Origin of the sequence: Streptomyces sp. LUP30 (assembly GCF_001746365.1) — a bacterium.
In the GTDB taxonomy this organism is placed as follows: Bacteria; Actinomycetota; Actinomycetes; order Streptomycetales; family Streptomycetaceae; genus Streptomyces.
On the sequence record NZ_MJAJ01000007.1, the window covers coordinates 59,411 to 84,274 of the forward strand.

General features: G+C 70.2%; 22 protein-coding genes and 1 tRNA gene. 11 read left to right on the forward strand and 12 right to left on the reverse strand.

Going from position 1 to position 24,864, the window contains the following annotated elements; all coding sequences use genetic code 11:
- Positions 1–5: 5 nt before the first annotated feature.
- From BG482_RS45040 to BG482_RS08495, 4 genes are all read right to left on the reverse strand, one after another.
- Positions 6–1,199: a M23 family metallopeptidase gene (locus BG482_RS45040; protein ID WP_069768288.1), complete on the reverse strand. Its 1,194-nt coding sequence runs from the start codon at positions 1,197–1,199 to the stop codon at positions 6–8.
- A 156-nt stretch (positions 1,200–1,355) separates the two neighbouring features.
- A complete protein-coding gene (locus BG482_RS08485; protein ID WP_141746556.1) occupies positions 1,356–2,444 on the reverse strand; it encodes an HTTM domain-containing protein in 1,089 nt (362 codons plus the stop codon).
- Positions 2,441–3,049 (reverse strand): DUF5819 family protein, encoded by a 609-nt coding sequence (locus tag BG482_RS08490; RefSeq protein WP_141746557.1) that lies wholly within the window; start codon positions 3,047–3,049, stop codon positions 2,441–2,443. Before BG482_RS08490 ends, BG482_RS08485 begins: the two co-directional genes overlap by 4 nt.
- Before the next feature lie 288 nt (positions 3,050–3,337).
- Positions 3,338–3,790 carry a hypothetical protein gene (locus tag BG482_RS08495; protein ID WP_141746558.1) on the reverse strand — a complete coding sequence of 151 codons (453 nt, stop codon included), beginning with the start codon at positions 3,788–3,790 and terminating at the stop codon, positions 3,338–3,340.
- Positions 3,791–4,014: 224 nt separating this feature from the next.
- Here BG482_RS08495 and BG482_RS08500 point away from each other — a divergent pair, with 224 nt between their 5' ends.
- Positions 4,015–4,683: a response regulator transcription factor gene (locus BG482_RS08500; protein WP_069768292.1), complete on the forward strand. Its 669-nt coding sequence runs from the start codon at positions 4,015–4,017 to the stop codon at positions 4,681–4,683.
- Positions 4,680–5,816 (forward strand): sensor histidine kinase, encoded by a 1,137-nt coding sequence (locus tag BG482_RS08505; protein ID WP_069768293.1) that lies wholly within the window; start codon positions 4,680–4,682, stop codon positions 5,814–5,816. Before BG482_RS08500 ends, BG482_RS08505 begins: the two co-directional genes overlap by 4 nt.
- 223 nt (positions 5,817–6,039) lie before the next feature.
- Here the strand turns inward: BG482_RS08505 and BG482_RS08510 are convergent, their stop codons facing one another.
- On the reverse strand, positions 6,040–6,621 hold the full coding sequence (locus tag BG482_RS08510; protein ID WP_256096304.1) for a DUF6234 family protein: 582 nt from the start codon (positions 6,619–6,621) through the stop codon (positions 6,040–6,042).
- Between the two features lie 346 nt (positions 6,622–6,967).
- Positions 6,968–7,041 (reverse strand) — tRNA-Gly (locus BG482_RS08515).
- A 274-nt stretch (positions 7,042–7,315) separates the two neighbouring features.
- Between BG482_RS08515 and BG482_RS45045 the strand changes: the two genes are divergently transcribed.
- From BG482_RS45045 to BG482_RS08525, 3 genes are all read left to right on the forward strand, one after another.
- Positions 7,316–7,507: a hypothetical protein gene (locus BG482_RS45045; RefSeq protein WP_079141683.1), complete on the forward strand. Its 192-nt coding sequence runs from the start codon at positions 7,316–7,318 to the stop codon at positions 7,505–7,507.
- Between the two features lie 166 nt (positions 7,508–7,673).
- Entirely contained in the window at positions 7,674–8,249 is a 576-nt protein-coding gene (gene dcd / locus BG482_RS08520; RefSeq protein WP_069768295.1) for a dCTP deaminase, read from the forward strand.
- A 23-nt stretch (positions 8,250–8,272) separates the two neighbouring features.
- Positions 8,273–8,806: a phosphoribosyltransferase gene (locus tag BG482_RS08525; protein WP_069768477.1), complete on the forward strand. Its 534-nt coding sequence runs from the start codon at positions 8,273–8,275 to the stop codon at positions 8,804–8,806.
- 320 nt (positions 8,807–9,126) lie between these two features.
- On the opposite strand, the gene BG482_RS08530 is transcribed toward BG482_RS08525, so the two are convergent.
- Positions 9,127–10,152 (reverse strand): Yip1 family protein, encoded by a 1,026-nt coding sequence (locus BG482_RS08530; RefSeq protein ID WP_069768296.1) that lies wholly within the window; start codon positions 10,150–10,152, stop codon positions 9,127–9,129.
- A gap of 251 nt (positions 10,153–10,403) precedes the next feature.
- Positions 10,404–12,695 carry a (Fe-S)-binding protein gene (locus BG482_RS08535; RefSeq protein WP_069768297.1) on the reverse strand — a complete coding sequence of 764 codons (2,292 nt, stop codon included), beginning with the start codon at positions 12,693–12,695 and terminating at the stop codon, positions 10,404–10,406.
- A 207-nt stretch (positions 12,696–12,902) separates the two neighbouring features.
- On the opposite strand from BG482_RS08535, the gene BG482_RS08540 reads away from it, so the two are divergent.
- The 5 genes from BG482_RS08540 to BG482_RS08560 all read left to right on the forward strand — a co-directional run bounded on the left by BG482_RS08540 (position 12,903) and on the right by BG482_RS08560 (position 18,455).
- Positions 12,903–14,150, forward strand: a complete 1,248-nt coding sequence (locus tag BG482_RS08540; protein WP_069768298.1) for an MraY family glycosyltransferase — start codon at positions 12,903–12,905, stop codon at positions 14,148–14,150.
- A gap of 95 nt (positions 14,151–14,245) precedes the next feature.
- Positions 14,246–16,096 carry a molecular chaperone DnaK gene (gene dnaK / locus BG482_RS08545; RefSeq protein WP_069768299.1) on the forward strand — a complete coding sequence of 617 codons (1,851 nt, stop codon included), beginning with the start codon at positions 14,246–14,248 and terminating at the stop codon, positions 16,094–16,096.
- Entirely contained in the window at positions 16,093–16,764 is a 672-nt protein-coding gene (grpE, locus tag BG482_RS08550) for a nucleotide exchange factor GrpE (protein WP_069768300.1), read from the forward strand. Before dnaK ends, grpE begins: the two co-directional genes overlap by 4 nt.
- A 57-nt stretch (positions 16,765–16,821) precedes the next feature.
- Positions 16,822–17,997 (forward strand): molecular chaperone DnaJ, encoded by a 1,176-nt coding sequence (gene dnaJ, locus BG482_RS08555; RefSeq protein WP_069768301.1) that lies wholly within the window; start codon positions 16,822–16,824, stop codon positions 17,995–17,997.
- A 5-nt stretch (positions 17,998–18,002) separates the two neighbouring features.
- Positions 18,003–18,455, forward strand: coding sequence for a heat shock protein transcriptional repressor HspR (locus BG482_RS08560; protein WP_069768478.1), 453 nt, complete (start codon positions 18,003–18,005; stop codon positions 18,453–18,455).
- Between the two features lie 124 nt (positions 18,456–18,579).
- On the opposite strand, the gene BG482_RS08565 is transcribed toward BG482_RS08560, so the two are convergent.
- Complete coding sequence (locus tag BG482_RS08565) at positions 18,580–21,384, reverse strand: hypothetical protein (RefSeq protein WP_069768302.1); 2,805 nt, start codon at positions 21,382–21,384, stop codon at positions 18,580–18,582.
- A gap of 60 nt (positions 21,385–21,444) precedes the next feature.
- On the opposite strand from BG482_RS08565, the gene BG482_RS08570 reads away from it, so the two are divergent.
- A complete protein-coding gene (locus BG482_RS08570; protein ID WP_069768303.1) occupies positions 21,445–22,044 on the forward strand; it encodes a hypothetical protein in 600 nt (199 codons plus the stop codon).
- A 127-nt stretch (positions 22,045–22,171) separates the two neighbouring features.
- On the opposite strand, the gene BG482_RS08575 is transcribed toward BG482_RS08570, so the two are convergent.
- The 3 genes from BG482_RS08575 to BG482_RS08585 all read right to left on the reverse strand — a co-directional run bounded on the left by BG482_RS08575 (position 22,172) and on the right by BG482_RS08585 (position 24,858).
- Positions 22,172–22,435, reverse strand: a complete 264-nt coding sequence (locus BG482_RS08575) for a hypothetical protein (RefSeq protein WP_069768304.1) — start codon at positions 22,433–22,435, stop codon at positions 22,172–22,174.
- A gap of 43 nt (positions 22,436–22,478) precedes the next feature.
- A complete protein-coding gene (locus BG482_RS08580) occupies positions 22,479–24,029 on the reverse strand; it encodes a WhiB family transcriptional regulator (protein WP_069768305.1) in 1,551 nt (516 codons plus the stop codon).
- Positions 24,030–24,162: 133 nt separating this feature from the next.
- Entirely contained in the window at positions 24,163–24,858 is a 696-nt protein-coding gene (locus tag BG482_RS08585) for a hypothetical protein (protein WP_256096305.1), read from the reverse strand.
- Positions 24,859–24,864: the final 6 nt, after the last annotated feature.

The window sequence follows — 24,864 nt, forward strand, 5'->3', positions numbered from 1 at the left end:
TTGCTTCAGGCGCGGATCGTTCGCCCGCGGTGCAGTCGCCCGGGCACTCCGGTGAACTCCAGGTCCAGCCCGATGCCGTCGCGTTCGGCGTGGATGTGCAGGTGCGGCTCGGTGGTGTTCCCGGTGTTGCCGACCTCGCCGAGGAGTTGGCCCGCGCGGACGATGTCGCCCTTGGCCACCGTCACCGAGCCGGGGCGCAGATGCGCCAGTTTGACGATCTCCCGGCCGGTGTCGAGGAACACGTGGTTGCCGTAGGGCGGCTGGTAGCGGATTTCACCCGGCTGCTGGTCCTGGACCGTGTCGGCGGCGGAGATCACGCGGCCGTCGCAGGGAGAGCGGACGGGGCGACCGTAGGCGGCGTATGCGGGCAGGTCACTGCCCGGCCGAGTGCGGGTGCCTCGGGAGCCGAGCGCTACCAGGTCGAGGGCGCCGCGCTGCTCCGGTACCCGAGCATGGTGGTTCAGTATGCGGCCGCCACCCTGCACGACGTACCACGAGCCCTCCAGCGGGAATGCCAGCGGCTGGGACAGCGGTGCCTTCCAGCGGTGCCGCCGGGCGGCGGCGACCAGCCACACGGCTCCCGCCAGGAGGGCGACGCCGCCGACGAGGCGCAGGATGCCATGCCCTGTCGGCAGACCGGGCAGCCGGCATGCGGAGGCGACGGCTGCCACGGCGGCTGCTTCGACTGTGCGGCGCAGCAGCCGGGGTTGCTGCGCCGGCGCGCCGGCTCCTTCGACGAGCACGTAGAAGGCGGCCAGGCTCCCCATGTCGCCGAGCCAGGCGGTGCGGTCCGTGGCCGTCCAGACGGTCAGGACGTTCCAGAGGGTGACCAGGGTCAGATACCCCCACCAGGCCAGGGGCGCGGGCAGACGCCGGCGGCGCCGGGGCGGGGTGTAGCGGGCGCCTTCGATGCGCAGCGCCGTGAGTTCGCCGTCGGGTGCCGTTTGGGCCCAGGCGCGTACCTGGCCGTTGCTCCCGGAAATGATCAGCCCGTCGGGACTGTCTGTCACGGTGAGGAGCTCTCCGATGCGGGCGGTGGTGGCGCGGACGATCCGCTCCAGAGTGTCCGTCCCGACCTCTTCCGTCACGCGCGGTGCGAGGCGGGGCCACTCGTCCGGGCCCGCGGTGAGGAACCGCGACAGAGCTTGTGCTTCCGGCAGTTGCGCCGGCAGCTGCGGCTCGGGCGTCAGATCGCGCACGTGTGCTCCCACGGCCCGGGGTTCAACCCGTACAAGGCCGGATCCACGGCCTGATACTTCAAGCAGCGTCCGGTGGGACGCAGACGGCGGGTACGCGCGAGGCGCGGCACCGTGGCGCGGCAGAAGCCACAGGCGCCGTCGTGGACGACCAGAGGCTCAGACATGATCGTGGGCTCCCTTCCGAAGAGTTGTACCCGGCAACCGGGGTGCGGAGCCGCCTGTCAGGAATACGCGCCGGCGCCCCGCCTCCCCCGGCCGATTCGCTGCCGTCCGGGCACGGCCTGCCCGCACGCTTCGCCACAGCGACCGGTAGTCCTCGTCACGCAGGCAGACACAGTCCGCGCCGATCATCAGCAGCCCGAAGCAGACGAGGCCCATGAAGGCCGCGATGCCCAGATGCATCGCCTCCAGCGCGAGGGTGTTGGCCTTGCGCAGCCAGGCCCGCGACGACAGCAGGGCGAACGGGAAGGCCAGCTCGACGGCGATCGTCGCGTAGGAGACTGCCGTGCCCAGGTAGGCGTTGCCCATGAGGTGGGCGAACCTGGCCGACATGTGGAACTCGGTCTCGCGGCTGACGTAGTACATCGCGACCCCGTCCTGCCATACCTTGCCGAAGATCTTCCAGTAGCCGGCCGCGAAGTACAGGACGGCGGTCTGGAAGACGATGAGATACGTGGCGAGGTTGTGCAGCACGGTGGAAACGGCCGGCGTCCGGTCGGGGGCGAGGAGCTTTTCACGCCGTTTCCCGGCACCGGGGGCGAAGTAGGCGTTGGAGACGGTGAAGGCCAGGAAGATCACGAGGATCTGGGCGAGGTTGTCGCCGCCTTCCAGAAGGTCCTGGTTGCGGTAGTGCAGTGACCACATCAGCACCGCCTGTACGACCGTGAGCACGCGGCCGCCGAAAATCATGAAGGCGGCGGAGACCAGGATCGTCGCGTGGAAGAGGAGTTCGAACCACGCCCGCGAGTCACTGAGCAGGTACAGCGAGAAGCCGCCGCCCGGGATCTGGGCGGACGCCGTGGAAGGGCTGTTGTAGGCGTGCGGGCCCCACAGGAACTGGCGGTTGGAGTAGTCGGCGAGGCAGTACAGGATGGTCGCGAAGCCGATGACCAGCCGCATCAGGGAGAGACCGATGAGGCGCCGCTCCCGGCGTGCCGTCCGCAGCGCGAACCCGTCCAGTCGGGCGAGCAGGAAAGCGCCTGTCGCTTTGCAGGCGCGCGTTGCGCGAGATGGACGCCCGGTCACTGGGCCACTCCCGGTACGTAGGGCATCCATGACGTCTGCAGAAGTCCCTTGACCTTCTCCTTCGGACGCGGACTCTCGTACCGCTCCGAGAACGGGACGATCGGTTGCGTCTTGTAGGTCGCCTGCACGGCGAGTATGCGCGCCCCCGGGTACAACGAGTGCGCACGGGCCGAGAAGAACCGCTGCATCTCCTCGAAGTCCGCCTTGTACCGCTTGTCCAAGGCAGCCTGGGCGGCCTTGCGCTGTGCCGCGGGAAGCTCCTTGATCCGGGTGGCCGTACTCGCGTAGTGACTGCTGGTCTGGTCGAAGGCGAGCATGATGCCGGGCAGCTTCGTGGGATTGATGCGGAAGCCGCGGGGGGCCTCGTCGATCGCCTTCTCGACCTCGACCGGGGCCGTCTCGACCACCTTTCCTCCGTACTGGATCCGGGCCCGCAGGTAGACCAGGTCGTTGCTGGTGCCGGGTGTGGGGCCGAAGAGCTGCCAGTCCTGCCAGAAGTACGGTTCGAGAACCTGGCGGGCAGGTCCGATCAACCGCACGGACGCCGGTGACTGCGGGGCGTTGTACACCAGACACGCCGCCGTGAAGACGAGCACGGGCAGCATGCCGAGGACCACGCAGAGCCGGACCCGTACGGGAACAGGGACGCGGGCCGTTGCGGGAGGGTGGTGGGGCAGGGACTCGCCGTCGTTCGAGGTGTCGGCTGCCGTCAGGTCATGCGATGAGTCAGGACTTGATGCGCCGAGGTCCGTCCCGTCAAGGGATTTCGTGTGCGCTGCCATCCGGGAATGCATCCCCCATGTGTCGGTCGGGCGCCGCCCGGCGCGTCTGGTGCGGCGCGCCGGGCGGCCGTGGCCGGGGTCAACTCCGGCCGGTCACTTCACCGTCGGAGCTCAGTTCGCGTCGAACTGTGCGTCGTCCGGGATGATGCCGTGCAGTGAGGCAGGGCTCGTCACCGGGCCGCCGCTGGATGAAGAGGACGATTCGGACGACGAAGACGACTCGCTGGAGGACGACCGGAGCCGGGTCGTGACCTTCACAGCCGACTCCACGGCCTTCGCGCCGACGGCTCCGGTCACGCCGGCGACGATGTCGTTGGCAATGGCGTGCAGGAACTGCGGGTTGGCGCCGCCGTCGAGAACGGTCGCGCGCTGCACCGACTCGTCGGCCGCGGTCTTCTGCTCGGGAAGAGACGACGCGGACGCCGTCGATGCCATCAGACCGCTGGCTGCCGCGGCGATCACGCCGACGGACACGGTGCCCGCTATGAACTTCTTACCTCTCACAAGGCTTTCCCTTCGGATCTGGTCAGATCGAGCAAGGCAGTTCACATCGACGATGCTCAACTATTGCGTTTCGTACGATTTCGTACGCGCTTGCATGCAGGGATCATGCTTGCGTCGATGGCACACCTGTTCCCATCCCCTGATCTGGCCAGTTTTTTCGCGTCCTTCTCCCCCAGCCGGGGGAAGGCGCACGCGTATCCTCAAGTCACGGCCAGCTCTTGAGTCACACCACCCGGCTGACCACCGGGTGCACGGGGAGAGCCACTGGCAGCAATGGGGGAGTCATGACCAGCGTGCTGATAGTTGACGACGAGTCATTGGTACGGTCCGCTCTACGCGCGATGCTTCAGCGTCCCGAATGTTCCGATCTGCGCGTGGTGGGCGACTGTTCCGGACGTGAGGCGGAACGGCTTGCTCGGGACAGCAGGGTGGACGTCGTCCTGCTCGATCTGCGGATGCCTCAGGTGGACGGCATCGCGGTGCTGCGCCGCCTCAGGAGGCTGGCCGATCCACCGGCCGTCGTCATGATGACGCGGTTCGCGGCCGACTCGGACGTGTTGCGGGCCTTCGCGGAGGGCGCCATCGGCTATCTGCTGAAGGACGCGACCGCCGCCGAACTCGCCGACGCCGTCCGAGAGGCAGCCGCCGGAGTCGGCGCCGTGTCCCGTCCCGTCGCGCCGACCGTCATCGACGGCTACCGCCAGTTCGCGACTCGCTCCGTCAGGGACGCCGAAGCCCGCGACCGTGCCGGACGGTTCACGCAGCGCGAGCGCGAAGTCCTCGAACTCCTGGGCAGCGGCCTCACCAACCGTGAGATCGCCGACTGCCTCGTCCTGAGTCCAGAGACCGTCAAGACGCATGTCAGCGCGGTCCTGGCCAAGCTCGGCACGAAGAACCGGGTACGAGCCGCCTTGACCGCGGAAAGGCTCGGGCTGCTCAACATGCCGGCGTGATCGGCACGACAGGCAGGAGGTTCACCAGGGAGCGGGCCGCCGACGCCGGGGTGCTGCTCCTCGCGGGGGCCGACCTGTTGCAGTGGCATGCCCACGCACCTGGCTGGCATCCGCACCAGCTTGCCGTGTCCGTCGTCACGGTCCTCGCCCTGGTGATGCGCCGCCGCTACCCGCTGACCGTCCTCGCGCTCGCCCTCGTGGGCATGGCCGACGGCGACATCGTGCTTGCTCCGATCATCGCCCTCTTCCACATCGGGCGGCGGTACTCACTGCGGATCGCCGGCGCCTGCACCGCGGCGGTCACGACCGTCGCCGTCGCGCAGTCCCTACTGCCCGGGCGTGGAACGCCCGGCACGCCCAACGACTGGGTCATCTGCATCGTCCACGCTGCCGCAGCCTCGGCCGCGCCGACAGCGATCGGCCTCCAGTTCCGCACCCACAAGGCGCTCGTCAGCAGCTACATCGCGCTCAGACGGAGCCGGTCCGAGGAACTGCGTCTCACCCGGCGCCTGGCCTCCATGGAGGAACGGTCCGCGCTGGCCCGTACGCTCCACGACTCCATCGGCCACGCGGCGAGCCTGATCGCCTTGCGAGCGGAGGCCCTCGGTTCCCGCACACAGGACCTGGCTGTCGCCGAGGACGCCGCCGCCATCCATTCACTCAGTCGCCGGGCGCTCGACGAGATGCGGGCCGTCACCGGGATGCTGCGCCCCCCGGAAGACGATCCGCGCATGGGCAGCCTGCGACAGATCGCACATCTCCTGGCCCGCGCCGACCTGTTCGACACAGCCCGGATAGCCGTGAAAGAGCCCGACCGCTGGCCCGCCGACATCCAGAGCGCCGCCTACCGTGTTGTGCAGGAGGCCCTGACGAACGCGGTGCGCTACGCGCCGGGCGCGCGGATCGAGGTGACGATCGAGTCGGCTGCTCAGGACGGTTCGTCGGAGCGGCTGGTCGTGATGGTGCGCAACGAGGCCCCTCGCGTCGCTGTGCCGCCGCTACCGCACGGCGGGCACGGCCTCACCGGCCTGGCCGCCCAAGTAGCCTCAGTGCAGGGCGAGTTCACCTACGGCAAGACCAACGAGGGCGGTTTTTCCGTACGGGCGGTGTTCCACCACGGTGAGCACGGGTAGCCCACGAGCGTGCGCTGGGCCTGGGGCTGCGCCCGGGCCTGGGCCTGGGCCTGGGCCTGCGCCCGGGCCTTCCGGGCGGCCCGAAGGCCGTCGACGCCGGCTGGAACAGGCTCGTATGCGACCTCCCACACGCTGTGGCCCGAGGCCGAGGGCGTACGTGCCTTCGAGGGGATGGAGTTGCGGGCCACTCGCTAGAAGAGGCCGTGCAGGACGAGCCTTTGCGTCACTGTGAGGCATGAAGCTTCGGCGAATGTGTTCGTGGGCGGCGAGTTACCACCAGCGCGAAACTGCATCCGCGCGGGGCGAGTGCGCCTGGGCCGCACCATGCCCCCACCCCGCCGCATGGAGCGTTCTCGTCACGGATGCCGGCGGCGACAGCTGGTGGGCAGTGTGCGCGGAGCATGCAACCGGCCGCTGACGGCACGTCGTGGCACAACCGGTCCTGGTGAGACTGGACCTCACCCCCACCTAAGAAGATCATGAGGATCAAGGTGGCCATTACGGCCTGGGTGGCAACCGTCACGACGGCGTCGACCCATGCGGCTGTCACGGCCGCCGCGATGGCGAGGACTCCGACTCCGCCGGCGGCGACCAGATAGCCCCACAAGGGATCGGTCGTGACGGTCTTCTCCGGGTCGAGATCGAAACCCGACAGGAACCAGAGTCCGAAGATCACCGCCAAGGCGATCAGCTCCAGGAGCACGAGACCGCACCCGGCGGCGATGTCGGCACCCCGGTCCACGCGGCGCCGCCGCCGGGAGCCGGTGGTGGCATCGAAGGCTGGAGGGGCAACGGGTAAGTCCATACTCGCCACCCTGCCTACGCGCGTAAGGCGGCACATGAGTACGAGTACTCAGCTCCGCTCCAGATGGATCCCGTGATTCACCAGGCGCCTTCCCATCGATCCTGCGTCAGCTCCTCAGGAGCGATTGCCGTCAGCCACTGCCGTCAACGACCTCGCGGCCGGCCTCGACGACCTGGTTCGCGCCGAGCGTGCGAAGCACCACAAGGGCAAGGATCCCGACCCCGCGCACCACGACGAGAAGCCCACGGGCAGCCAGTCGCGCCCTTGTGGTGCGGATGTGGTGCGCGCCCCGTCAGCCCGTCCAGACAACAAAGAACCCCCGGGTCATCGACCTGGGGGCTCTATATGGAGCGGGTGACGAGAATCGAACTCGCGCTCTCAGCTTGGGAAGCTGATGTTCTACCATTAAACTACACCCGCGTAAGACGCCGGTCAGGACCGGTGTCGGAACGCTCCGTCACTCTACCTCATGCCAGGCCTCGGGCGCTGAAGCCCTGAGACCTGTGTGCGTTTCAAGAGGAGGGATCCGGCTACATGAGGCTGGAGTTGGGGCGTACGGTGGTGCGGTGGAAGTGGGGCCGGGCGGGGTCGGAGTGCCGTCTGTGAGGTCGTCCTGTTCGTCCCGTAATGTGGCTTTCAGCGTCCGGCGAGCAGCAGCCGGACGCGGCTCTTGGGGAAGGGACTACAGGACTTGATGGAGCGCACCGTCGTCCGTTGTGCCGATGGGCACGTGTTCAGCACCGCTTCGTTCCCGATGCAGCAGGCCTTGCGGCTCGGTCCCGGGCGACTCGTCCGGTGTCCTCGTTGCGCACGGTTGCGCAACGCCGTACCGGTGGCTCTCGACCGGCATCACCGCGAGGAAGCGGTGGCCGCGGGGGAGCGGTAGTCGGGTACGAGGAGGGACGCGAGAGACGTGTGAGGTACGTGAGGTACGTGAGAGAGCAGTAGCCGTCAGGCGGCGGTCGCCGTGGCAGGGGACCGACGCACTTGCGGTTCGGCGCGTGGAGTCGTCCGATGGTGGTGGCTCCGCGCGCCTTGCGTATCCTCGGGACGTGCTTCTCTCAGACAAGGACATCCGGGCCGAGATCGACTCCGGACGCGTACGGATCGATCCCTACGACGAATCCATGGTGCAGCCGTCGAGCATCGATGTCCGGCTCGACCGGTACTTCCGGGTGTTCGAGAACCACCGGTACCCGCACATCGACCCCTCCACCGAGCAGGTCGACCTGACCCGGCTCGTGGAGCCCGAGGGCGACGAGCCGTTCATCCTTCACCCCGGGGAGTTCGTCCTCGCCTCCACGTACGAGGTCATCTCGCTTCCCGACGACCTCGCCTCCCGGCTGGAGGGCAAGAGCTCGCTCGGGCGGCTCGGACTGGTCACCCACTCCACCGCCGGGTTCATCGACCCCGGGTTCTCCGGGCACGTGACGCTCGAACTGTCCAACCTCGCCACCCTGCCGATCAAGCTCTGGCCCGGGATGAAGATCGGCCAGCTGTGCATGTTCCGGCTGACCTCGCCCGCCGAGTCGCCGTACGGCAGTGAGCGGTACGGATCCCGGTACCAGGGGCAGCGCGGTCCGACGGCCTCGCGGTCCTTCATGAACTTCCACCGGACCCAGGTGTGACCAGCGGCGTGGGCGACGGCGGCATGGACGGCACGGGCGCCGGAGACCTTGAGCCGGCGCGGGAGAATCTCACGTACGAGCAGTTCGGGACGGCCGTCCGCGAGCTCGCGCAGGCCGTCGCCGACGACGGGTACGTCCCCGATGTCATCCTCAGCATCGCCCGCGGCGGCGTCTTCGTCGCCGGCGGGCTCGCCTACGCCCTCGACTGCAAGAACATCCACCTGGTCAACGTGGAGTTCTATACCGGCGTCGGGACGACGCTGGACATGCCCGTCATGCTCGCGCCCGTCCCCGACGTGATCGACTTCTCCGACAAGAAGGTCCTCATCACGGACGACGTCGCCGACACGGGCAAGACGCTGAAGCTGGTGCGCGACTTCTGTCTGGACGCCGTCGCCGAGGTGCGCAGCGCCGTCGTCTACGAGAAGTCGCAGTCGCTCGTGAAGTGCGAGTACGTGTGGAAGCGGACCGACGACTGGATCAACTTCCCCTGGAGTGTTCTGCCGGTGGTACGTGGGCCGGGGCAGACGGTCACTCCCTCCAGGGAAGCCCTCTGACCTGCGGGTACGAGGCATCCGGCATCGGATTGCCCGCGAGGGCGTCGACTCGTCCCGGTGGTGCCCCGCCGGTGAGTGTCAGCTAGTGAAGTGACCTGAACTCGGGAGCCCGTGGGAATGCGCGGACCGTTCACGGCCCTGAGCCGGCCGGCTCGCGACCACGAGGCCCGAGCCCTCGGCTGGTGATGCCCGGGTCTCGGTGGGGGCTGCCCGGCTCCATCGGACGTTGCCCTCGGCATGCGGGAGGGCCCCCGGGTGCGGTCGTCCTCGGGGGCCCTCTCGGGTGTCTGTCTGCTGACGGGCCGACCGGCCCTCTGCTGCTAGAACGTGCCCAGCTTCACGATCGACAGCAGGGCGATCAGCTGGATCGACGACGCGCCCAGCGCCTTCGGCCACGGCAGGTCGTGGGAGCGGCTGACCATCAGGGTGAGGAGGGCGCCGGCCGCCACCCATGTCGCCCAGCCCAGCAGCTGGACGAACGAGGCGTCGCCGCCGAAGAACATCGCGAAGACGAGGCGCGGCGCGTCCGTGAGGGACATGATCAGCATGGAGAGGCCGACCGTGGGCTGCCAGGCGCCGTCTCCGCCGAGCTGCCGGGCCAGGGTGTGGGTGACCACGCCGAGGATGAAGGAGCTCAGCACCATCGCGACGGCCGTCGTCAGGACGATCGGGATGGCGTTGGAGAGGGTCGCGTTGATCGCGTCCGCGCGTGCACCGTCGAAGCCGAACACGGCGAGCAGTCCGTAGAGGAACGTGACGACGAGGGCGGGGCCCCACATCGTGTAGTCCCGCATCTGCAGAAAGGTCTGCTTGGGGGTGAGGACGATGCCCTTGATCAGTTCCTTCCAGTGCAGGCGCGGACCGACGGGGCGGGCCGGGGCCGAGCCGGCGTGGTACGTCCCGCCCTGGTTGTACTGGTCGTACTGGCTGTGCTCGTCGATCGAGAAGGCCTGGGTGTGGCCCGGGTTGTTCGCGGCGTACGGGTCGTGCGGGACGCCCCCCTGAGCGCCTGCGCCGGGACCGCCGGGCGCCCCGTAGGGGGCGTCGCCGCCGAAGTACTCCGGCTCGTCGCCGTTGCGCCCGCCGTAGCCGCCGCCGTTCGCCTGCGGCCACTGGCCGCCGCCCGCGCCCGGACCGCCGTACTGCGGTCGCTGCGGCGGGTACGGCTGCTGGGCAGACGGGTAGCCGTACGACGGCCCCGAGGGACCCGACGGTCCTGAGGGGCCCGACGGGCCCGAGGGCCGCGACGGTCCCTGGGGCGCCTGCTGCCCGTACGGAGGGTGTTGCGGTCGCGTTTGCGGGGCACGGTTGTCCCGGCCGCCGCGTCCGATCCTGAATCCAGCCACGCCTTCGAACGTACCTGGTCCCGCCGAATCACGTGCCGGGGCCGCCGTTCGCGCACGGCTTTGCTGCCGAGCTGTGACATCCCCTAAGGGGAGCAACGGTGCTGGATTCAGTGGTTGTTCAGGGGCCCGACCTAGGGGGATGTCCCAGGCGCGTCCTCCCCGGGCGAGGCGCGGGAGCGGTTGGGGGGCCGGGGAACGGCGTCGCCCCCGCGTCCGGCCGGGACACGGGGGCGACGGTACGGCCGTTCGGGTTACTCGACCGGCTGCGGCTCCGGCTCGCTCTCGGCCTGCGCCTCGCCCGCGGGGGGCTCGTCGTCGACCGGGGTCTTGACCGACTCCAGCAGCAGCTGGGAGACGTCCACGACCTGGATGGACTCCTTGGCCTTGCCCTCGTTCTTCTTGCCGTTGACCGAGTCGGTCAGCATGACGAGGCAGAACGGGCAGGCCGTCGAGACGATGTCGGGGTTGAGGGAGAGGGCTTCGTCGACGCGCTCGTTGTTGATGCGCTTGCCGATCCGCTCCTCCATCCACATCCGCGCGCCGCCGGCGCCGCAGCAGAAGCCGCGCTCCTTGTGGCGGTGCATCTCCTCGTTCCGCAGACCCGGGACGCTGGCGATGATGTCGCGCGGCGGGGTGTAGATCTTGTTGTGCCGGCCCAGGTAGCACGGGTCGTGGTAGGTGATGATGCCCTCGACCGGGGTGACCGGGATGAGCTTGCCCTCGTCCACCAGGTGCTGGAGCAGCTGGGTGTGGTGGATGACCTCGTAGTCGCCGCCGAGCTGCGGGTACTCGTTGCCGATGGTGTTGAGGCAGTGCGGGCAGGTGGCGACGATCTTCTTCGCCGACTTGGGCTTGGCGGACTCCGGCACGACCTTGCCGTCGTCGTCCAGCTCCTCGCCGAACGCCATGTTCAGCGCCATGACGTTCTCCATGCCGAGCTCCTGGAACAGGGGCTCGTTGCCGAGGCGGCGGGCGGAGTCGCCGGTGCACTTCTCGTCGCCGCCCATGATCGCGAACTTGACGCCCGCGATGTGCAGCAGCTCGGCGAAGGCCTTGGTCGTCTTCTTGGCGCGGTCCTCCAGGGCGCCGGCGCAGCCGACCCAGTACAGGTACTCGACCTCGGTCAGGTCCTCGATGTCCTGGCCGACGACCGGCACCTCGAAGTCGACTTCCTTCAGCCACTCCAGGCGCTGCTTCTTGGCCAGGCCCCAGGGGTTGCCCTTCTTCTCCAGGTTCTTGAGCATCGTGCCCGCCTCGGACGGGAACGCGGACTCGATCATCACCTGGTAGCGGCGCATGTCGACGATGTGGTCGACGTGTTCGATGTCCACCGGGCACTGCTCGACGCAGGCGCCGCAGGTGGTGCAGGACCACAGGACGTCGGGGTCGATGACGCCGTTCTCCTCGGCGGTGCCGATCAGCGGGCGTTCGGCCTCCGCGAGAGCGGCCGCGGGGACGTCCTTGAGCTGGTCCTCGCTCGCCTTCTCCTCGCCCTCCATCGTCTTGCCGCCGCCGGCCAGCAGGTAGGGGGCCTTGGCGTGGGCGTGGTCCCGCAGGGACATGATGAGGAGCTTGGGGGAGAGCGGCTTGCCGGTGTTCCAGGCGGGGCACTGCGACTGGCAGCGGCCGCACTCGGTGCAGGTGGAGAAGTCCAGCAGGCCCTTCCACGAGAACTGCTCGACCTGGGAGACGCCGAAGACGTCGTCGTCGCCGGGGTCGGTGAAGTCGATCGGCTTGCCGCCGGAGGTCATCGGCAGGAGCGCGCCGAGCGAGGTGGCGCCGTCCGCGTTGCGCTTGAACCAGATGTTCGGGAACGCCAGGAAGCGGTGCCAGGCCACGCCCATGTCGGTCTTGAGCGCGACCGTGATCATCCAGATGAACGAGGTCGCGATCTTGAGGCCGGCGAAGAAGTAGGTGAGGTTCTGGAGCGTGGAGACGTCCAGGTGCCCGAGCGCCGAGACCACCGGGTACGAGATGAAGAAGGACGCCTCGTAGCCGTCCACGTGGTGCTGGGCGCCTTCGAGGGCGTGCAGCATGAAGATGCAGACGCCGACGATGAGGATGACGGCCTCGACGAAGTACGCCTGGCCGAAGTTGGAGCCGGCGAACCGGGACTTGCGGCCCGGCCGGTCCGGCCGGCTCAGCTGGCGGATCACGATCAGCACCAGGATGCCGAGCACCGTCATCGTGCCGATGAACTCGACGAAGACGTTGTACGGGGCCCACTCGCCGATGACCGGCAGCAGCCAGTCGGCCTGGAACAGCTGGCCGATGGCGTTGACGATCGTCAGCAGCAGCGAGAAGAAGCCCACCGCGACGAACCAGTGCGCGACACCGACGATGCCCCAGCGGTTCATCCGGGTGTGGCCGAGGAACTCCTTGGCCACGGTGACGGTGCGCCGGCCGGGCTCGTCGGTGCGGGTGCCCGCGGGCACGTTCTGGCCGAGCCGCATGAAGGTGTAGATCTGCAGGACGGCGCGGGCGAAAAGGGCCACGCCGACCACGATCAGAACCAGCGACACGATGATCGCGGCGAGTTGCATTTGGGGGCTCCTCGGGCCTGCGAGGGGACTTCGTCAGTGATTACTAAGCGGTAACTTATGCAGTCCGTCTGAGACTACCCCGTCTTCTGCGTCGCACTGTAGCGGGGAGCGGAGTGATCTGAGTCGCTGAGGGTTGCCTCAGGATCCGGTCACAACCCGGCCGTGTTATTCGTACCAAATTGGTACATTTATGACTAATTTATATCCGTGCTCTACGGGATCGCCGCTGCCGCCACCGCCCTGTTCCTCTCCGCCGTCCTCGCCGCGCTGCTGCGCGTGCCCGCTCTGCGCCTCGGACTGCTCGACCGGCGGCAGCGTCAGCGGCGTGTGCCGCTGTTCGGGGGCGCCGCCGTCGTGCTCGCCACCTGTCTCGTCGCGATCGCCGGCGACCGGACGGGCATCGCCCCGCTCGGGGACGGGATCAAGGTGCTGCTCGCCGCCGGAGGCGCGGTCGCCGCGCTCGGCCTGATCGCCGACGTGTGGCGGCTCAACGTCCGCTTCCTCGTGATCGGCACCGCGGTCGCGGCCGCCTTCGTCGTGCCCTACGGCGACACCGGGACGCTTCCCGGGGTGGCGGCCGTCGCCTGGATCACCTTCGTCGCCCTCGCCTTCCGGGCCCTCGACCACGCCGACGGGGTGGCCGGGACCGTAGGCGTCGTCACGGCCTTCGGGGTGGCCGCCTGCGTCGCCGTCGAGGTCATGGACGGACTGGTGGTGTTGCTCAGTGTGTTCGCCGCCGCGCTGACCGGGTTCCTGATGCACAACTGGCCTCCCGCGCGCGTGGCTCTCGGCGCGTGCGGCTCGCTCTTCTCGGGCTTCCTGCTCGCCGCGGCCGCCGTCATCGCCCGCGCGGGACAGGACCCCGTCGTCGGCACGGCCGTGCTGTTCGCGCTCACGGCGGTCGCCGGGGCCGACGTCCTCCTGGTGGTCGTGTCGCGGCGGCTGGCCCGACGGCCCCTGTTGCGCGGCGCGCCCGACCATCTCGCCCACCGGCTGCGCCGACTCGGGCTCACCCCTCAGGGAGTGGCCGTCCTGCTCGGCGTCGCGGCCTTCTGCGCGGTGCTCGTCGGTGTGCTGGCGCACGCCGGATGGCTGCAGGCGCGGGCGGTGCTGTGGGTGGCCGGCGGGGTACTCGTCGTCGTGCCCGGGCTGCTGCGCGTCTCGGTGTACGGGCCTCCCCGCGCGCGTGCGGGACGGCAGGGCGGCGGCGGCCGGGACGCACGCGGGGGCCGTCGGGCCGTCCGGGCGCCGCGTGCTCCTCGCGCGCGGGGCGCGCTTCAGGAGGAGCGGTCCGGCGGTCGGTCCGGGCCGCGGACGATGGCACGTCCCGCGCCCGTGTATGCGCCCCGGCGTCAACCCGAGTCCGTGCGGTCGTCCCCGGATTCCGAGGTGCGAGGAGCGGGGCGATCCGTATCACCGCAGGTCAAGGCCTCCTTGCGTGTAAGGAACGGATAAGAGTTGAGTGCGCTCGACTCAGGTCTGTTGACCGGGAGGTGAGTGTCGTGCACACTTGAGTCCGTTCCACTCAAGTCAGCTGGAGGAAGATCACCATGGCACGTGCGGTCGGCATCGACCTGGGCACAACCAACTCCGTCGTCAGCGTTCTGGAGGGCGGCGAGCCCACCGTCATCACCAACGCCGAGGGTGCCAGGACCACGCCGTCCGTCGTCGCCTTCGCGAAGAACGGCGAAGTCCTCGTGGGCGAGGTCGCCAAGCGGCAGGCGGTCACGAACGTGGACCGGACCATCCGCTCGGTGAAGCGTCACATGGGCACCGACTGGAAGATCGAGCTCGACGGGAAGCCGTTCAACCCGCAGCAGATCTCCGCGTTCATCCTGCAGAAGCTGAAGCGGGACGCCGAGGCCTACCTGGGCGAGAAGGTGACCGACGCGGTCATCACCGTCCCGGCCTACTTCAACGACTCCGAGCGTCAGGCGACGAAGGAAGCCGGCGAGATCGCCGGTCTCAACGTCCTGCGCATCGTCAACGAGCCCACCGCGGCCGCGCTCGCGTACGGCCTCGACAAGGACGACCAGACGATCCTCGTCTTCGACCTCGGCGGCGGCACCTTCGACGTGTCCCTCCTGGAGATCGGTGACGGCGTCGTCGAGGTGAAGGCCACCAACGGTGACAACCACCTCGGCGGCGACGACTGGGACCAGCGCGTCGTCGACTACCTGGTGCAGCAGTTCAAGGCCGGCCACGGCGTGGACCTCGCCAAGGACAAGATGGCGCTGCAGCGTCTGCGCGAGGCCGCCGAGAAGGCGAAGATCGAGCTGTCCTCGTCCACCGAGACCTCGATCAACCTGCCCTACATCACGGCGTCCGCCGAGGGCCCGCTGCACCTGGACGAGAAGCTCACCCGCGCCCAGTTCCAGCAGCTGACGGCCGACCTGCTGGAGCGCTGCAAGACGCCGTTCCACAACGTCATCAAGGACGCCGGCATCAACCTCTCCGAGATCGACCACGTCGTTCTCGTCGGTGGTTCGACCCGTATGCCCGCCGTCGCCGAGCTCGTCAAGGAGCTGACCGGCGGCCAGGACGCCAACAAGGGCGTCAACCCGGACGAGGTCGTGGCCATCGGCGCCGCGCTGCAGGCCGGTGTGCTCAAGGGTGAGGTCAAGGACGTCCTGCTCCTCGACGTGACCCCGCTGTCGCTTGGCATCGAGACCAAGGGCGGCATCATGACGAAGCTCATCGAGCGGAACACGACGATCCCGACCAAGCGGTCCGAGATCTTCACCACCGCCGAGGACAACCAGCCCTCCGTGCAGATCCAGGTCTACCAGGGCGAGCGCGAGATCGCGGCGTACAACAAGAAGCTCGGGATGTTCGAGCTGACGGGCCTTCCGCCGGCCCCGCGCGGCGTCCCGCAGATCGAGGTCGCCTTCGACATCGACGCCAACGGCATCATGCACGTGACCGCGAAGGACCTGGGCACGGGCAAGGAGCAGAAGATGACCGTCACCGGCGGCTCCTCGCTGCCGAAGGACGAGGTCGACCGCATGCGCCAGGAGGCGGAGCAGTACGCGGACGAGGACCACCGCCGCCGTGAGGCCGCCGAGGCCCGCAACCAGGGCGAGCAGCTCGTCTACCAGACGGAGAAGTTCCTCAAGGACAACGAGGACAAGGTCCCGGGCGAGGTCAAGACCGAGGTCGAGGCTGCCGTCGAGGAGCTGAAGGCCGCGCTCAAGGGCGAGGACACCGCCGAGATCCGCACCGCGACCGAGAAGGTCGCCGCGGTCTCGCAGAAGGTCGGCCAGGCCATGTACGCCGACGCCCAGGCCGCAGGCGGTCAGGACGCGGCGGGCGCCGCGGGCGGCGCCGAGGCCCCCAAGGCCGACGACGACGTCGTGGACGCCGAGATCGTGGACGACGAGCGCAAGGACGGTGCCGCGTGACGGAGGAGACCCCGGGCTTCGAGGAGAAGCCCGACGTCCCCTCCGGCGCCACCCCTGAAGACGCCGAGCCGAAGACCGCCCCCTCCGCTCCGGCGGACGGGGCGGCCCCGGCAGGGGACGCGAACCAGACGGCCGGTCTGGTGGCCCAGCTGGACCAGGCCCGCAAGGCGCTCGACGAGCGCACGGCGGACCTCCAGCGCCTCCAGGCCGAGTTCCAGAACTACCGCCGCCGGGTCGAGCGTGACCGGATCGCGGTCAAGGAGATCGCCGTCGCGAACCTCCTGACCGAACTCCTTCCCGTCCTCGACGACATCGGCCGCGCGCGGGAGCACGGCGAACTCGTCGGCGGCTTCAAGTCCGTCGCCGAGTCCCTGGAGACCGTCGCGGCGAAGATGGGCCTGCAGCAGTTCGGCAAGGAGGGCGAGCCCTTCGACCCGACGATCCACGAGGCCCTGATGCACAGTTACGCGCCCGACGTCACCGAGACGACGTGCGTGGCGATTCTGCAGCCGGGGTATCGAATCGGCGAACGCACCATCCGCCCCGCGCGGGTGGCCGTGGCCGAACCGCAGCCCGGCGCGCAGCCCGCGAAGGCCGACTCGGAAACGGGCACGGCCTCCGCGGAGGCGGCGGACGACAAGGAGAGCGGTGGCCCGGACGAGGGCTGAGCTTGAGACGACCGACGCACCGGTCGTCATGACGACGCGAGAGGAGGGACGTCGAGGATGAGCACCAAGGACTTCATCGAGAAGGACTTCTACAAGGTCCTCGGCGTCCCCAAGGACGCCACCGAGGCCGAGATCAAGAAGGCTTACCGGAAGCTCGCTCGCGAGTACCACCCGGACGCCAACAAGGGCAACGCCAAGGCGGAGGAGCGCTTCAAGGAGATCTCCGAGGCGAACGACGTCCTCGGCGACGCCAAGAAGCGCAAGGAGTACGACGAGGCACGCGCCCTCTTCGGCAACGGCGGCTTCCGCCCGGGTCCGGGCGCCGGCGGCTCCTTCAACTTCGACCTGGGCGACCTCTTCGGAGGCGGCGCCCAGGGCGGCGGCGCCTCCGGCGGCTTCGGCGGCGGCATCGGGGACGTCTTCGGCGGCCTGTTCAACCGCGGCGGCGCGGGCACCACCCGCACCCAGCCGCGGCGCGGCCAGGACATCGACACCGAGGTCACCCTGACCTTCACGGAGGCCATCGAGGGCGCCACGGTCCCGCTGCGGATGTCCTCGCAGTCCCCGTGCAAGGCGTGCTCGGGCACCGGCGACAAGAACGGCACCCCGCGCGTGTGCCCGACCTGCGTCGGCACCGGTCAGGTCGCTCGGGGCTCGGGCGGAGGCTTCTCGCTGACCGACCCCTGCCCCGACTGCAAGGGCCGCGGCCTGATCGCCGAGCACCCGTGCCTGGACTGCAAGGGCAGCGGGCGCGCCAAGTCGTCCCGGACCATGCAGGTCCGCATCCCGGCGGGAGTCACGGACAGCCAGCGCATCCGGCTGCGCGGCAAGGGCGCGCCGGGCGAGCGCGGCGGCCCCTCGGGCGACCTGTACGTCGTGGTCCACGTGGGCGCCCACCCGGTCTTCGGCCGCAAGGACGACAACCTGACGGTGACGGTGCCGGTGACGTTCACCGAGGCGGCCCTGGGCGGCGAGATCAAGGTCCCGACGCTCGGCGGACCGTCGTTGACGCTGAAGCTGCCGCCCGGCACACCCAACGGCCGTACCATGCGGGCGCGGGGCAAGGGCGCGGTCCGCAAGGACGGCACGCGCGGCGACCTCCTGGTCACCGTCGAGGTGAGTGTTCCGAAGGACCTGTCGGGGAAGGCTCGTGACGCGCTGGAGGCGTATCGCGAGGCGACCGCGGACGAGGATCCGCGGGCGGAGTTGTTCGAGGCCGCGAAGGGAGCATGAGCGTGATGGACGGCCGTCGACGTAACCCGTATGAACTGACCGAGGAAACCCCGGTCTACGTCATCTCGGTGGCGGCCCAGCTCTCCGGCCTGCACCCGCAGACGCTGCGCCAGTACGACCGTCTGGGCCTCGTCTCCCCCGACCGCACGGCCGGCCGGGGCCGGCGCTACTCGGCCCGCGACATCGAACTGCTGCGCACCGTCCAGCAGTTGTCGCAGGACGAGGGCATCAACCTGGCCGGTATCAAGCGGATCATCGAGCTGGAGAACCAGGTGGCCGCCCTGCAGGCCCGGGCGGCCGAGCTGCAGGCGGCGCTGGACGGCGCGGCGGCCGCCATGCAGCAGCGGGAAGCCGCGGTGCATGCCTCCTACCGGCGGGACCTGGTGCCGTATCAGGAGGTCCAGCAGACCAGCGCGTTGGTGGTCTGGCGGCCCAAGCGGCAGCAGACAGCCGACTGAGCGGCACCTGACAGGTCCTGGCGGGCCGAGCGCAGGGCCGAGGGCAACAGGGAGGGCCCGGAGACGTCACCGTCTCCGGGCCCTCCCTTCGTGTCCGGCGTCGCCGCGTGTTCGGTCGCGCGGGTCAGTCGCCCATGCCGACGCCCGGTTCCGGACGCTCGTGGCCCGGCGGCCTGTGCCGCGGCTGCTGGGCGGGGGCGGTCGGCCTGTCGCCGCCGTCCCGAGGGACGCCCAGCTGCCAGAGATGCGATCCGGGGACCGCCGGTGTCGGGCCCGGTGCCGCTGTTCGGCCGGGTGCCGGCGTCGGCGCCGGTGCGGGCGTCGGGGCTGGGGCCGACCCTGGGGTCGGCCCTGGGGCTGGGCCTGGGGTCGGGGCTGAGGGCGCGGCCGGTGTCCGTGTGGGCGGCGCCGCTTCTGCCGCCGTTTGCGGCGCAGCTCTCGTCGCCCCGGTCGGCTCCGCCGCTTCCGTCGGCCGGTGGAGGTCAGGGCGTTGCCAGCGCTCCGGAACGGTCGAAAGGCGTCGTACCGCTTCCGGGTCGCCGGCCGCTGCCGCCGCGACGGCACGCGCGCGCAGGGCGCTCTGGCGGGCGACCGGGGAGAAGCCGGGGGCCGCGTTGCCGGTCTCGGACGGCAGCCCGCGCACGCCCATCGCGTTCAGGTCGGCCTGGAGGCCCGTCTCCGGTGGGAAGATCTCGCGCGGCAACTGCCAGGAGGCCGCGCCGTCCACGTCGACGCGGTGTTCCCTGCCGTCCACGGTGAAGGTGAGGCCGTAGCCGATGTACTGGTCGTCCCTGTCGAACAACAGGTCGCCGGAGATCTCGCCGCCGCGGTCGCGCACCTCGTTCGCCAGGTCCTGGAGGGCCGACGGCAGGGGGTTGGTGCGGCCGAGGCTGGTGACGTAACCGTCGCTCCGGGCCGTCCGCCGCTCCCCGGTCCCCTTCTCGGTGTAGGGGACCTGGAACCGGGTCACGCCCTTGTCGTCCTGGTAGGTCTCGATGGCCCCGACACGCGCCTCGACGAAGGTCAGCCGCCGCTCGCCGTGCTCGCCGTGGCCGTATTTCTGCTGCATCGCCGGGAACTGGACCTGGTGCTGGAGCGCCGGCGGCGGCTGCGAACCGATGATCGTGACGTGGGCCCCGGGATTCTGGACGAGGAGGATCTCCGCGTTGGCGACGGCGGTTCCGCCGGAACCCACGACGATCCACTCCCGGGCCGCACCGGCGTCGAAACGGTTCTCCGCGACTTCGTCGCCCAGCAGCGCCCGCCCCGGCGCTGCCGCACGGGCCGTCTCCCACTTCCGCGTGGATTCGAGTGCGGTGAAGCAGTTGCCCATGCGGGTCGCGGCCGCGCCGCTTGCGCCGGCCGGACCGGCCGTGAGGGCGTCCTTCAGCGCCGGGGAGGAGCTCAGGGCATCGAGCACGGTGCGGGTGTCCGCGCGTCCGCGCTCGGCCCGTGTCAGCCAGGCGCGCAGTTCGCCCGCCCCGGCGACGCCCTGGCCCTGGAGCTCTCCCAGCCGGTCGCCGATCAGCCGCACGGCTTCGGCGCGGCTCTCCACGGGGAACTCGCCGCGCGGCATTCCCGGTACGAGCTCCGGCGTGAGGCCCGTGGCGATGCCGGGGACGCCGTCGCAGGCCACCCAGAGGGGAGTCGCGCTCTCCTTGCCGTCGTCGCCCAACGGCCTTACCTCTGCGAGAAGTTCACCGTCGCGGCCGAGTCGCAGCCGGGCGTGGCCGTTGACCACGTCGCCCTGCGTGGCGAGCTGGTCCTCCCAGACCCGGACGGCGTGGACGGAGATGCGGTGCCGGGGATCGTCGACGGCGGAGTAGGGGTCCACGCCCATCCACTGAGTGAGGTCGCGGTCCTGATCGGCGGACTGCACGATGCCGGCGCCGGGGTCGAGGTGCCATCGCCCGGCGCCGTCGATCAGCAGGGCCTGAGGATCCCGTCCGGTGAGACTGGCGCCGCCGCCGATCACGACCTTGCGCAGCGGAAGCCGCCCTTCGGCGAGCTGCCCCTCCAGCGTTCGCACGGTCCGCTCGCTGATCTGCGCGCGGTGGTCCGCCCACTGCACGGCGGCGGTCTCCAGCTGGTCGCGGGGGAGGGGGAGGCCGTCCTGGTCGTATCCGGGCATGGGCATGGTGAGTTCACGCCGCCCGATGAAGGCCTCGACCTGGCGTTCCGCGCGCAGGGCCGCGTCGCGGGACGCCCGCAGGGCGGAGGCGTCGGCGGGGGAGAGGTGTTCCACGGGGCGGGCGAGGTCGTCGACGAGGTGCAGTGCCTCGTAGGACAGCAGATCCGCGGACGCGAAGAGCCTGACCTGCGCAGCCCTGAACTCGGCGCCGTAGGCCTCTTCCCGCTCCATGGGGGCCACGGGCCGCAGACCGCACCGGTCGAGCAGCGCCGAGAGCTCGGCGCGCGCCTCGGTCCGCCGCTGCTCCGGGAGTCCCGCGTCGGACGCTCGGGCGGCGAGCCAGTTGAGCTCGCCGACACGGCCGTGGTCCTGACTCGACAGCTCACGCCGGTCACCCGGCTCGGATCGGTCGAGAAGGCTCTCGCGCACCGGAGGCAGACCCGCGCTCGAGCGGTCGCGTACGGCGGCGAGTTCCCCGAGCTCGTGGGCGAGCACCTGCGTCAGCTGCTCGGTGGACAGCCGATCCGATATCTGCACGACGTAGTGCTCCGACGTCGTGTTCGTCACCGTTCTGGCGATCAGGCCCGCCTCCATGGGGACGGCGTCCACCAGGACGTTCGCCGTATCGCCCTGCGCGTCCACCAGGACGAAGCGCAGATCCTCGGCTTCGGCCCGGTCGATCGAGCCCAGTCGATCCCCCAGGACGGCGGCCGCCACTCCGCCCAGTTCACGCTCGGCCGCGGCGAGCAGTCTCGCCTGCCGAGTCCGCGACTCCGTATCGGCGACCGTGCCGTCCATATGAAGCCCTCCCCCGTGCCTTCCTTTATGAAATAGTCGAACAGCCTTTAGAATCATGACATGTTGACAGCGCGCTCATCGGCCGAAGCCCACCTGTACATGGACCTTCACGCATGTGAGTGCGGTTCCGGGGACTTCGAGCGCCGGCACCGGCTGGAGCAGCAGGGCGACGAGATCGTGTCGGTGTACGAAGGCGCTTGTCAGCAGTGCGGCACGACCCGGCGTTTCACCTTCCGGACGGCCGCCGAGATTCCTCCCCCGCTGCCCGCCTTCGGCGGCTCCCAGCCGTCGCAGATCATCGACCCCGGGGAATTCGCCGACGTCGCCTTCCGGATCTCCGAGTCCGTCGGGGTGGAACTCCTCCACACTCCTGAATCCGAACACCACAAGCTGCGCAATGCCGTCGCCTACGCGCTCGCGGCGTTCGAGGAGATCCCCAAATTCATTCCGGCCGGCGAGGACGCCGTCCCGGAATCCGCTTTCACCTCCGAAGCGGGCAGGGCCCGCTACCGACGGGAACCGCGCAAGTTCGAGCGCGGCGTTCTCGACATGAACATCAGAAGGACCCGGGCGGTGCTGGCGGGCATCGACGAGGCGGGCGGGGCCGACGGGGCGGACGGGGCAGACGAGGGCCGTGGGGGCGCCGCGCCCGACGCGTGACCGCCGGGAGTGGGCGTGCCCGACGCCTGACCGCCTGGACGGGGGCGCGCCTACCCGCACGGGCGTCGGCCGGGCCCAGGGAGCGGTCGGCCGGGGTTCCCGGAGCGGTCGGCACCCGGAGCCGGGGTCAGCCCAGCTGTTCCGTGGTGCCGTCCGGGTGGATCAGGAGGCGGATCGCGCCGCCGTAGCGGTTGTCGGTGATGGTCGCGGGTGTGGGCGCGCCGAGCTGCTGGGCGCGCTGCTGGAGGATCGACAGGACGACGTCCTGGATGTCGCCGTAGGGCGGGGCGGTGACCGGGACGCCGTCGATGAGGCCGGCGTTGGGGGAGAAGACGTGCACCTGGGCGTCCGCCGTGGCGGGGGGCGGGGGCGGCGTCGTCGGTTCGGTCATCGGGGTCGGGTTCCTTCCGGCTCGGTTCCGGATCAGTTCCGGCTCAGGCGCTCTTCGCCTCGTCCTGCTCGGGAGCGCTCGGGGTGACGTTCACGGTGACGTCCGGGGTGACGTCGGCGGTGCGAGCGTACGTGCCTCGGGCGAGACGTCGCAGGCCGCCCGACTTGACCATCGCGGACAGGACGTTGCTGATCGTCTTCGAGGGGTCGCCGTAGACGCCGTGGGGCAGTGCGCGCAGCACGTCGCGGGCGGAGAACGCGCCGGGAAAGGCCGACACGGCCGTTTCCACGGCCGCCCGGATGCTGGGCACGTTGGGCGCGGTGGCGTGGCGGGCGCCCGAGGCGGCGAGGGTGGCCGCCTGGCCCGGGCCGGCGGTCGTCCTGCGGCTCGGGACCGGATGCGGGAGGCATGTGCGGATGCCCTGCAGGGCGGTGCGGACCGGCTCGAGGTCGATCTCGCCGTCGTCGTCACCGACGGCGGGGGCGCCCGCCGCGGCCAGCATGGTCGCCACCTTCTCTATGTTCGCGAGCGAGGAGGCGAGTTCGCGCAGCAACGGTTCCAGGAAGTCGCGGCGCAGAGCCGTCACCGGGTCGGTGGTGGCGAGCTCGACGGAGACCGAGCCGGTCAGGGCGCGCAGGGGCGAGGTGTCGGGGGAGACCGCGGCGCGGTCCTGGGCGTCCCGCGGAGCGAGCGCCTCCACGGCCTTGCGCGCGGCGCGGACGGTGTCCGGCGTCTCCGGCGCGATCTCGCCGCCCGGCACGCTCACCAGCATCGTGGCCAGCTGCTCCAGGCTGTCCAGCGTGGGCAGCGCGGCGCGGATCAGAGGGGCCAGCAGAGCCTGTCGTACGGCCTGGGCGGGGTCCTCGTACGAGAAGGCGATCCGCTGCCCGGACTCGGCCGCTGCCATGTCCTCGCTCCTGCTTTCCGGGTGTGCGTGGGGGTGGGGGTGTCTGGAAGCGGCGGGGCGGTGACCGTCGTCGGGCGTCCGCTGTGTGGCGGTGTGCTGGTGCAACTGCCTCGGGATGCCCGGCAACTCGCGCTGTGACCTGGCCGGTTGGTCCTGGCGCGCGTCGAACGCGTCGAGGATCCGCTCGAGTGTGGGCATACCGCGCTCGGCGGCGGCGCGGGCGGCCGGGCCGGCGCTGCGCGAGCGCAGGCGCAGCAGGCGGCGTGACGTTTCGCCGGAGTGGTGGCCCGGGGCCCCGCCGGGCGCCTCCGCCGTGTGGCTGGGCAGGTCGCCGTTCGCGTCGCCGACGCCGAGGGCCCGGCGGATCCAGCGGCGGTCGTCGAGTGTGGTCGCCGCCGTGTAGCCGTAGGGCTCGGCTCGGGCGACGGCGTCCTGCAGGCATTCCGCCCACAACGGGCAGGAAGCGCACAGGTCGCGGGCGGTGCGGAGCAGCACGAGGTGCTGGTGGCGCTGCTCGGGCGAGGTGTACGGAATGTCCGAGGGCGCCTCCAGCAGTGGGTGCTGGAAGACGTCCGGTCGGCGCTGGCAGGGCAGGGCGGCGTCGGGGCTGTGTACCCCTGCGCCCGCTCCGGTTCCCCGTGCCGCCCCGCGCGCGGGGCGCGCGGGAAGCGCCGTATGGCTGGCCATAGGCATGCGTGTATTCCCCCGTGGTGATGCGTGATCCGGGGGGACTCTAAAGCGTTCGGTCAAGCAGGTGCAACGCATCTGCAAACCATGTGCCGACTTGGCACAGTGACGAGACGAAACGTTCACACCGGCCTCAACTGTCCGCCGGGTCACCGGCTTTGCCGGACCGCAGGCGGCCGAGTGCTTGGCGCGCCCGGGCCGTAACCGCTTTCGCGGTGCCTCCGCGCAACGCCAGCACCGCGAGCACGCCGAGGAAACCGAGCGGTACGCCCGCTTCCGGCAGGAACATTCCGACGACGGACGCGATGACGAGGATCACATCCGCGAGCACGACGGTGACGCCCCGTCGGCCCGGGTGCGCCTTGACCATCCACGCGCCGAGGAGCGCCATGCCGGCGAGCGCCCAGTAGCCGAAGGCGGCTTGGCCGGTGACGGTGGCGCTGGTGGATGCGCGGACCGAGTCACCCACCGCGGAGAAGTACCCGGTGAAGGCCGCGGCAAGCAGGGTCGAGCCGAGTCCGAGGAGGAGTTGGGCACGGCGGCGCAGCAGCCAGACCAGTCCTCCGACGAGGATCAAGGCGCACACCGTGACGAAGCTGGAGCCGCTTTCGGAGGCGATGACGAAGAACGTGCAGACGGCGGCGAGACCGAAGACGAGACGGGGCAGAAGCTTGACGGCCCAGGGATCGTTCCGGTCCTGACGGACGAGGCGGTGCAGGCGGGCGAGCGCGGGGACGGTGGGCGTGTCCGTCCGGTCGGCGGCGGACCGTTCGGCGGGTCCGGACACACGGGGCGTGCGCGTGGTGCGTTTCGGCGCAATGCGGTTCATCGGCGC

Coding starts and splice junctions, on each gene's coding strand:
- dnaK (WP_069768299.1), top strand. CDS start 14,246: ATGGCACGTGCGGTCGGCATCGACCTGGGCACAACCAACTCCGTCGTC.
- BG482_RS08510 (WP_256096304.1), bottom strand. CDS start 6,621: ATGGACTTACCCGTTGCCCCTCCAGCCTTCGATGCCACCACCGGCTCC.
- BG482_RS08525 (WP_069768477.1), top strand. CDS start 8,273: ATGGACGGCACGGGCGCCGGAGACCTTGAGCCGGCGCGGGAGAATCTC.
- dnaJ (WP_069768301.1), top strand. CDS start 16,822: ATGAGCACCAAGGACTTCATCGAGAAGGACTTCTACAAGGTCCTCGGC.
- BG482_RS08490 (WP_141746557.1), bottom strand. CDS start 3,049: ATGCTGCCCGTGCTCGTCTTCACGGCGGCGTGTCTGGTGTACAACGCC.
- BG482_RS45045 (WP_079141683.1), top strand. CDS start 7,316: ATGGAGCGCACCGTCGTCCGTTGTGCCGATGGGCACGTGTTCAGCACC.
- BG482_RS08565 (WP_069768302.1), bottom strand. CDS start 21,384: ATGGACGGCACGGTCGCCGATACGGAGTCGCGGACTCGGCAGGCGAGA.
- BG482_RS08560 (WP_069768478.1), top strand. CDS start 18,003: ATGGACGGCCGTCGACGTAACCCGTATGAACTGACCGAGGAAACCCCG.
- BG482_RS08575 (WP_069768304.1), bottom strand. CDS start 22,435: ATGACCGAACCGACGACGCCGCCCCCGCCCCCCGCCACGGCGGACGCC.
- BG482_RS08580 (WP_069768305.1), bottom strand. CDS start 24,029: ATGGCCAGCCATACGGCGCTTCCCGCGCGCCCCGCGCGCGGGGCGGCA.
- BG482_RS08585 (WP_256096305.1), bottom strand. CDS start 24,858: ATGAACCGCATTGCGCCGAAACGCACCACGCGCACGCCCCGTGTGTCC.
- BG482_RS08535 (WP_069768297.1), bottom strand. CDS start 12,695: ATGCAACTCGCCGCGATCATCGTGTCGCTGGTTCTGATCGTGGTCGGC.
- BG482_RS08500 (WP_069768292.1), top strand. CDS start 4,015: ATGACCAGCGTGCTGATAGTTGACGACGAGTCATTGGTACGGTCCGCT.
- BG482_RS08570 (WP_069768303.1), top strand. CDS start 21,445: ATGTTGACAGCGCGCTCATCGGCCGAAGCCCACCTGTACATGGACCTT.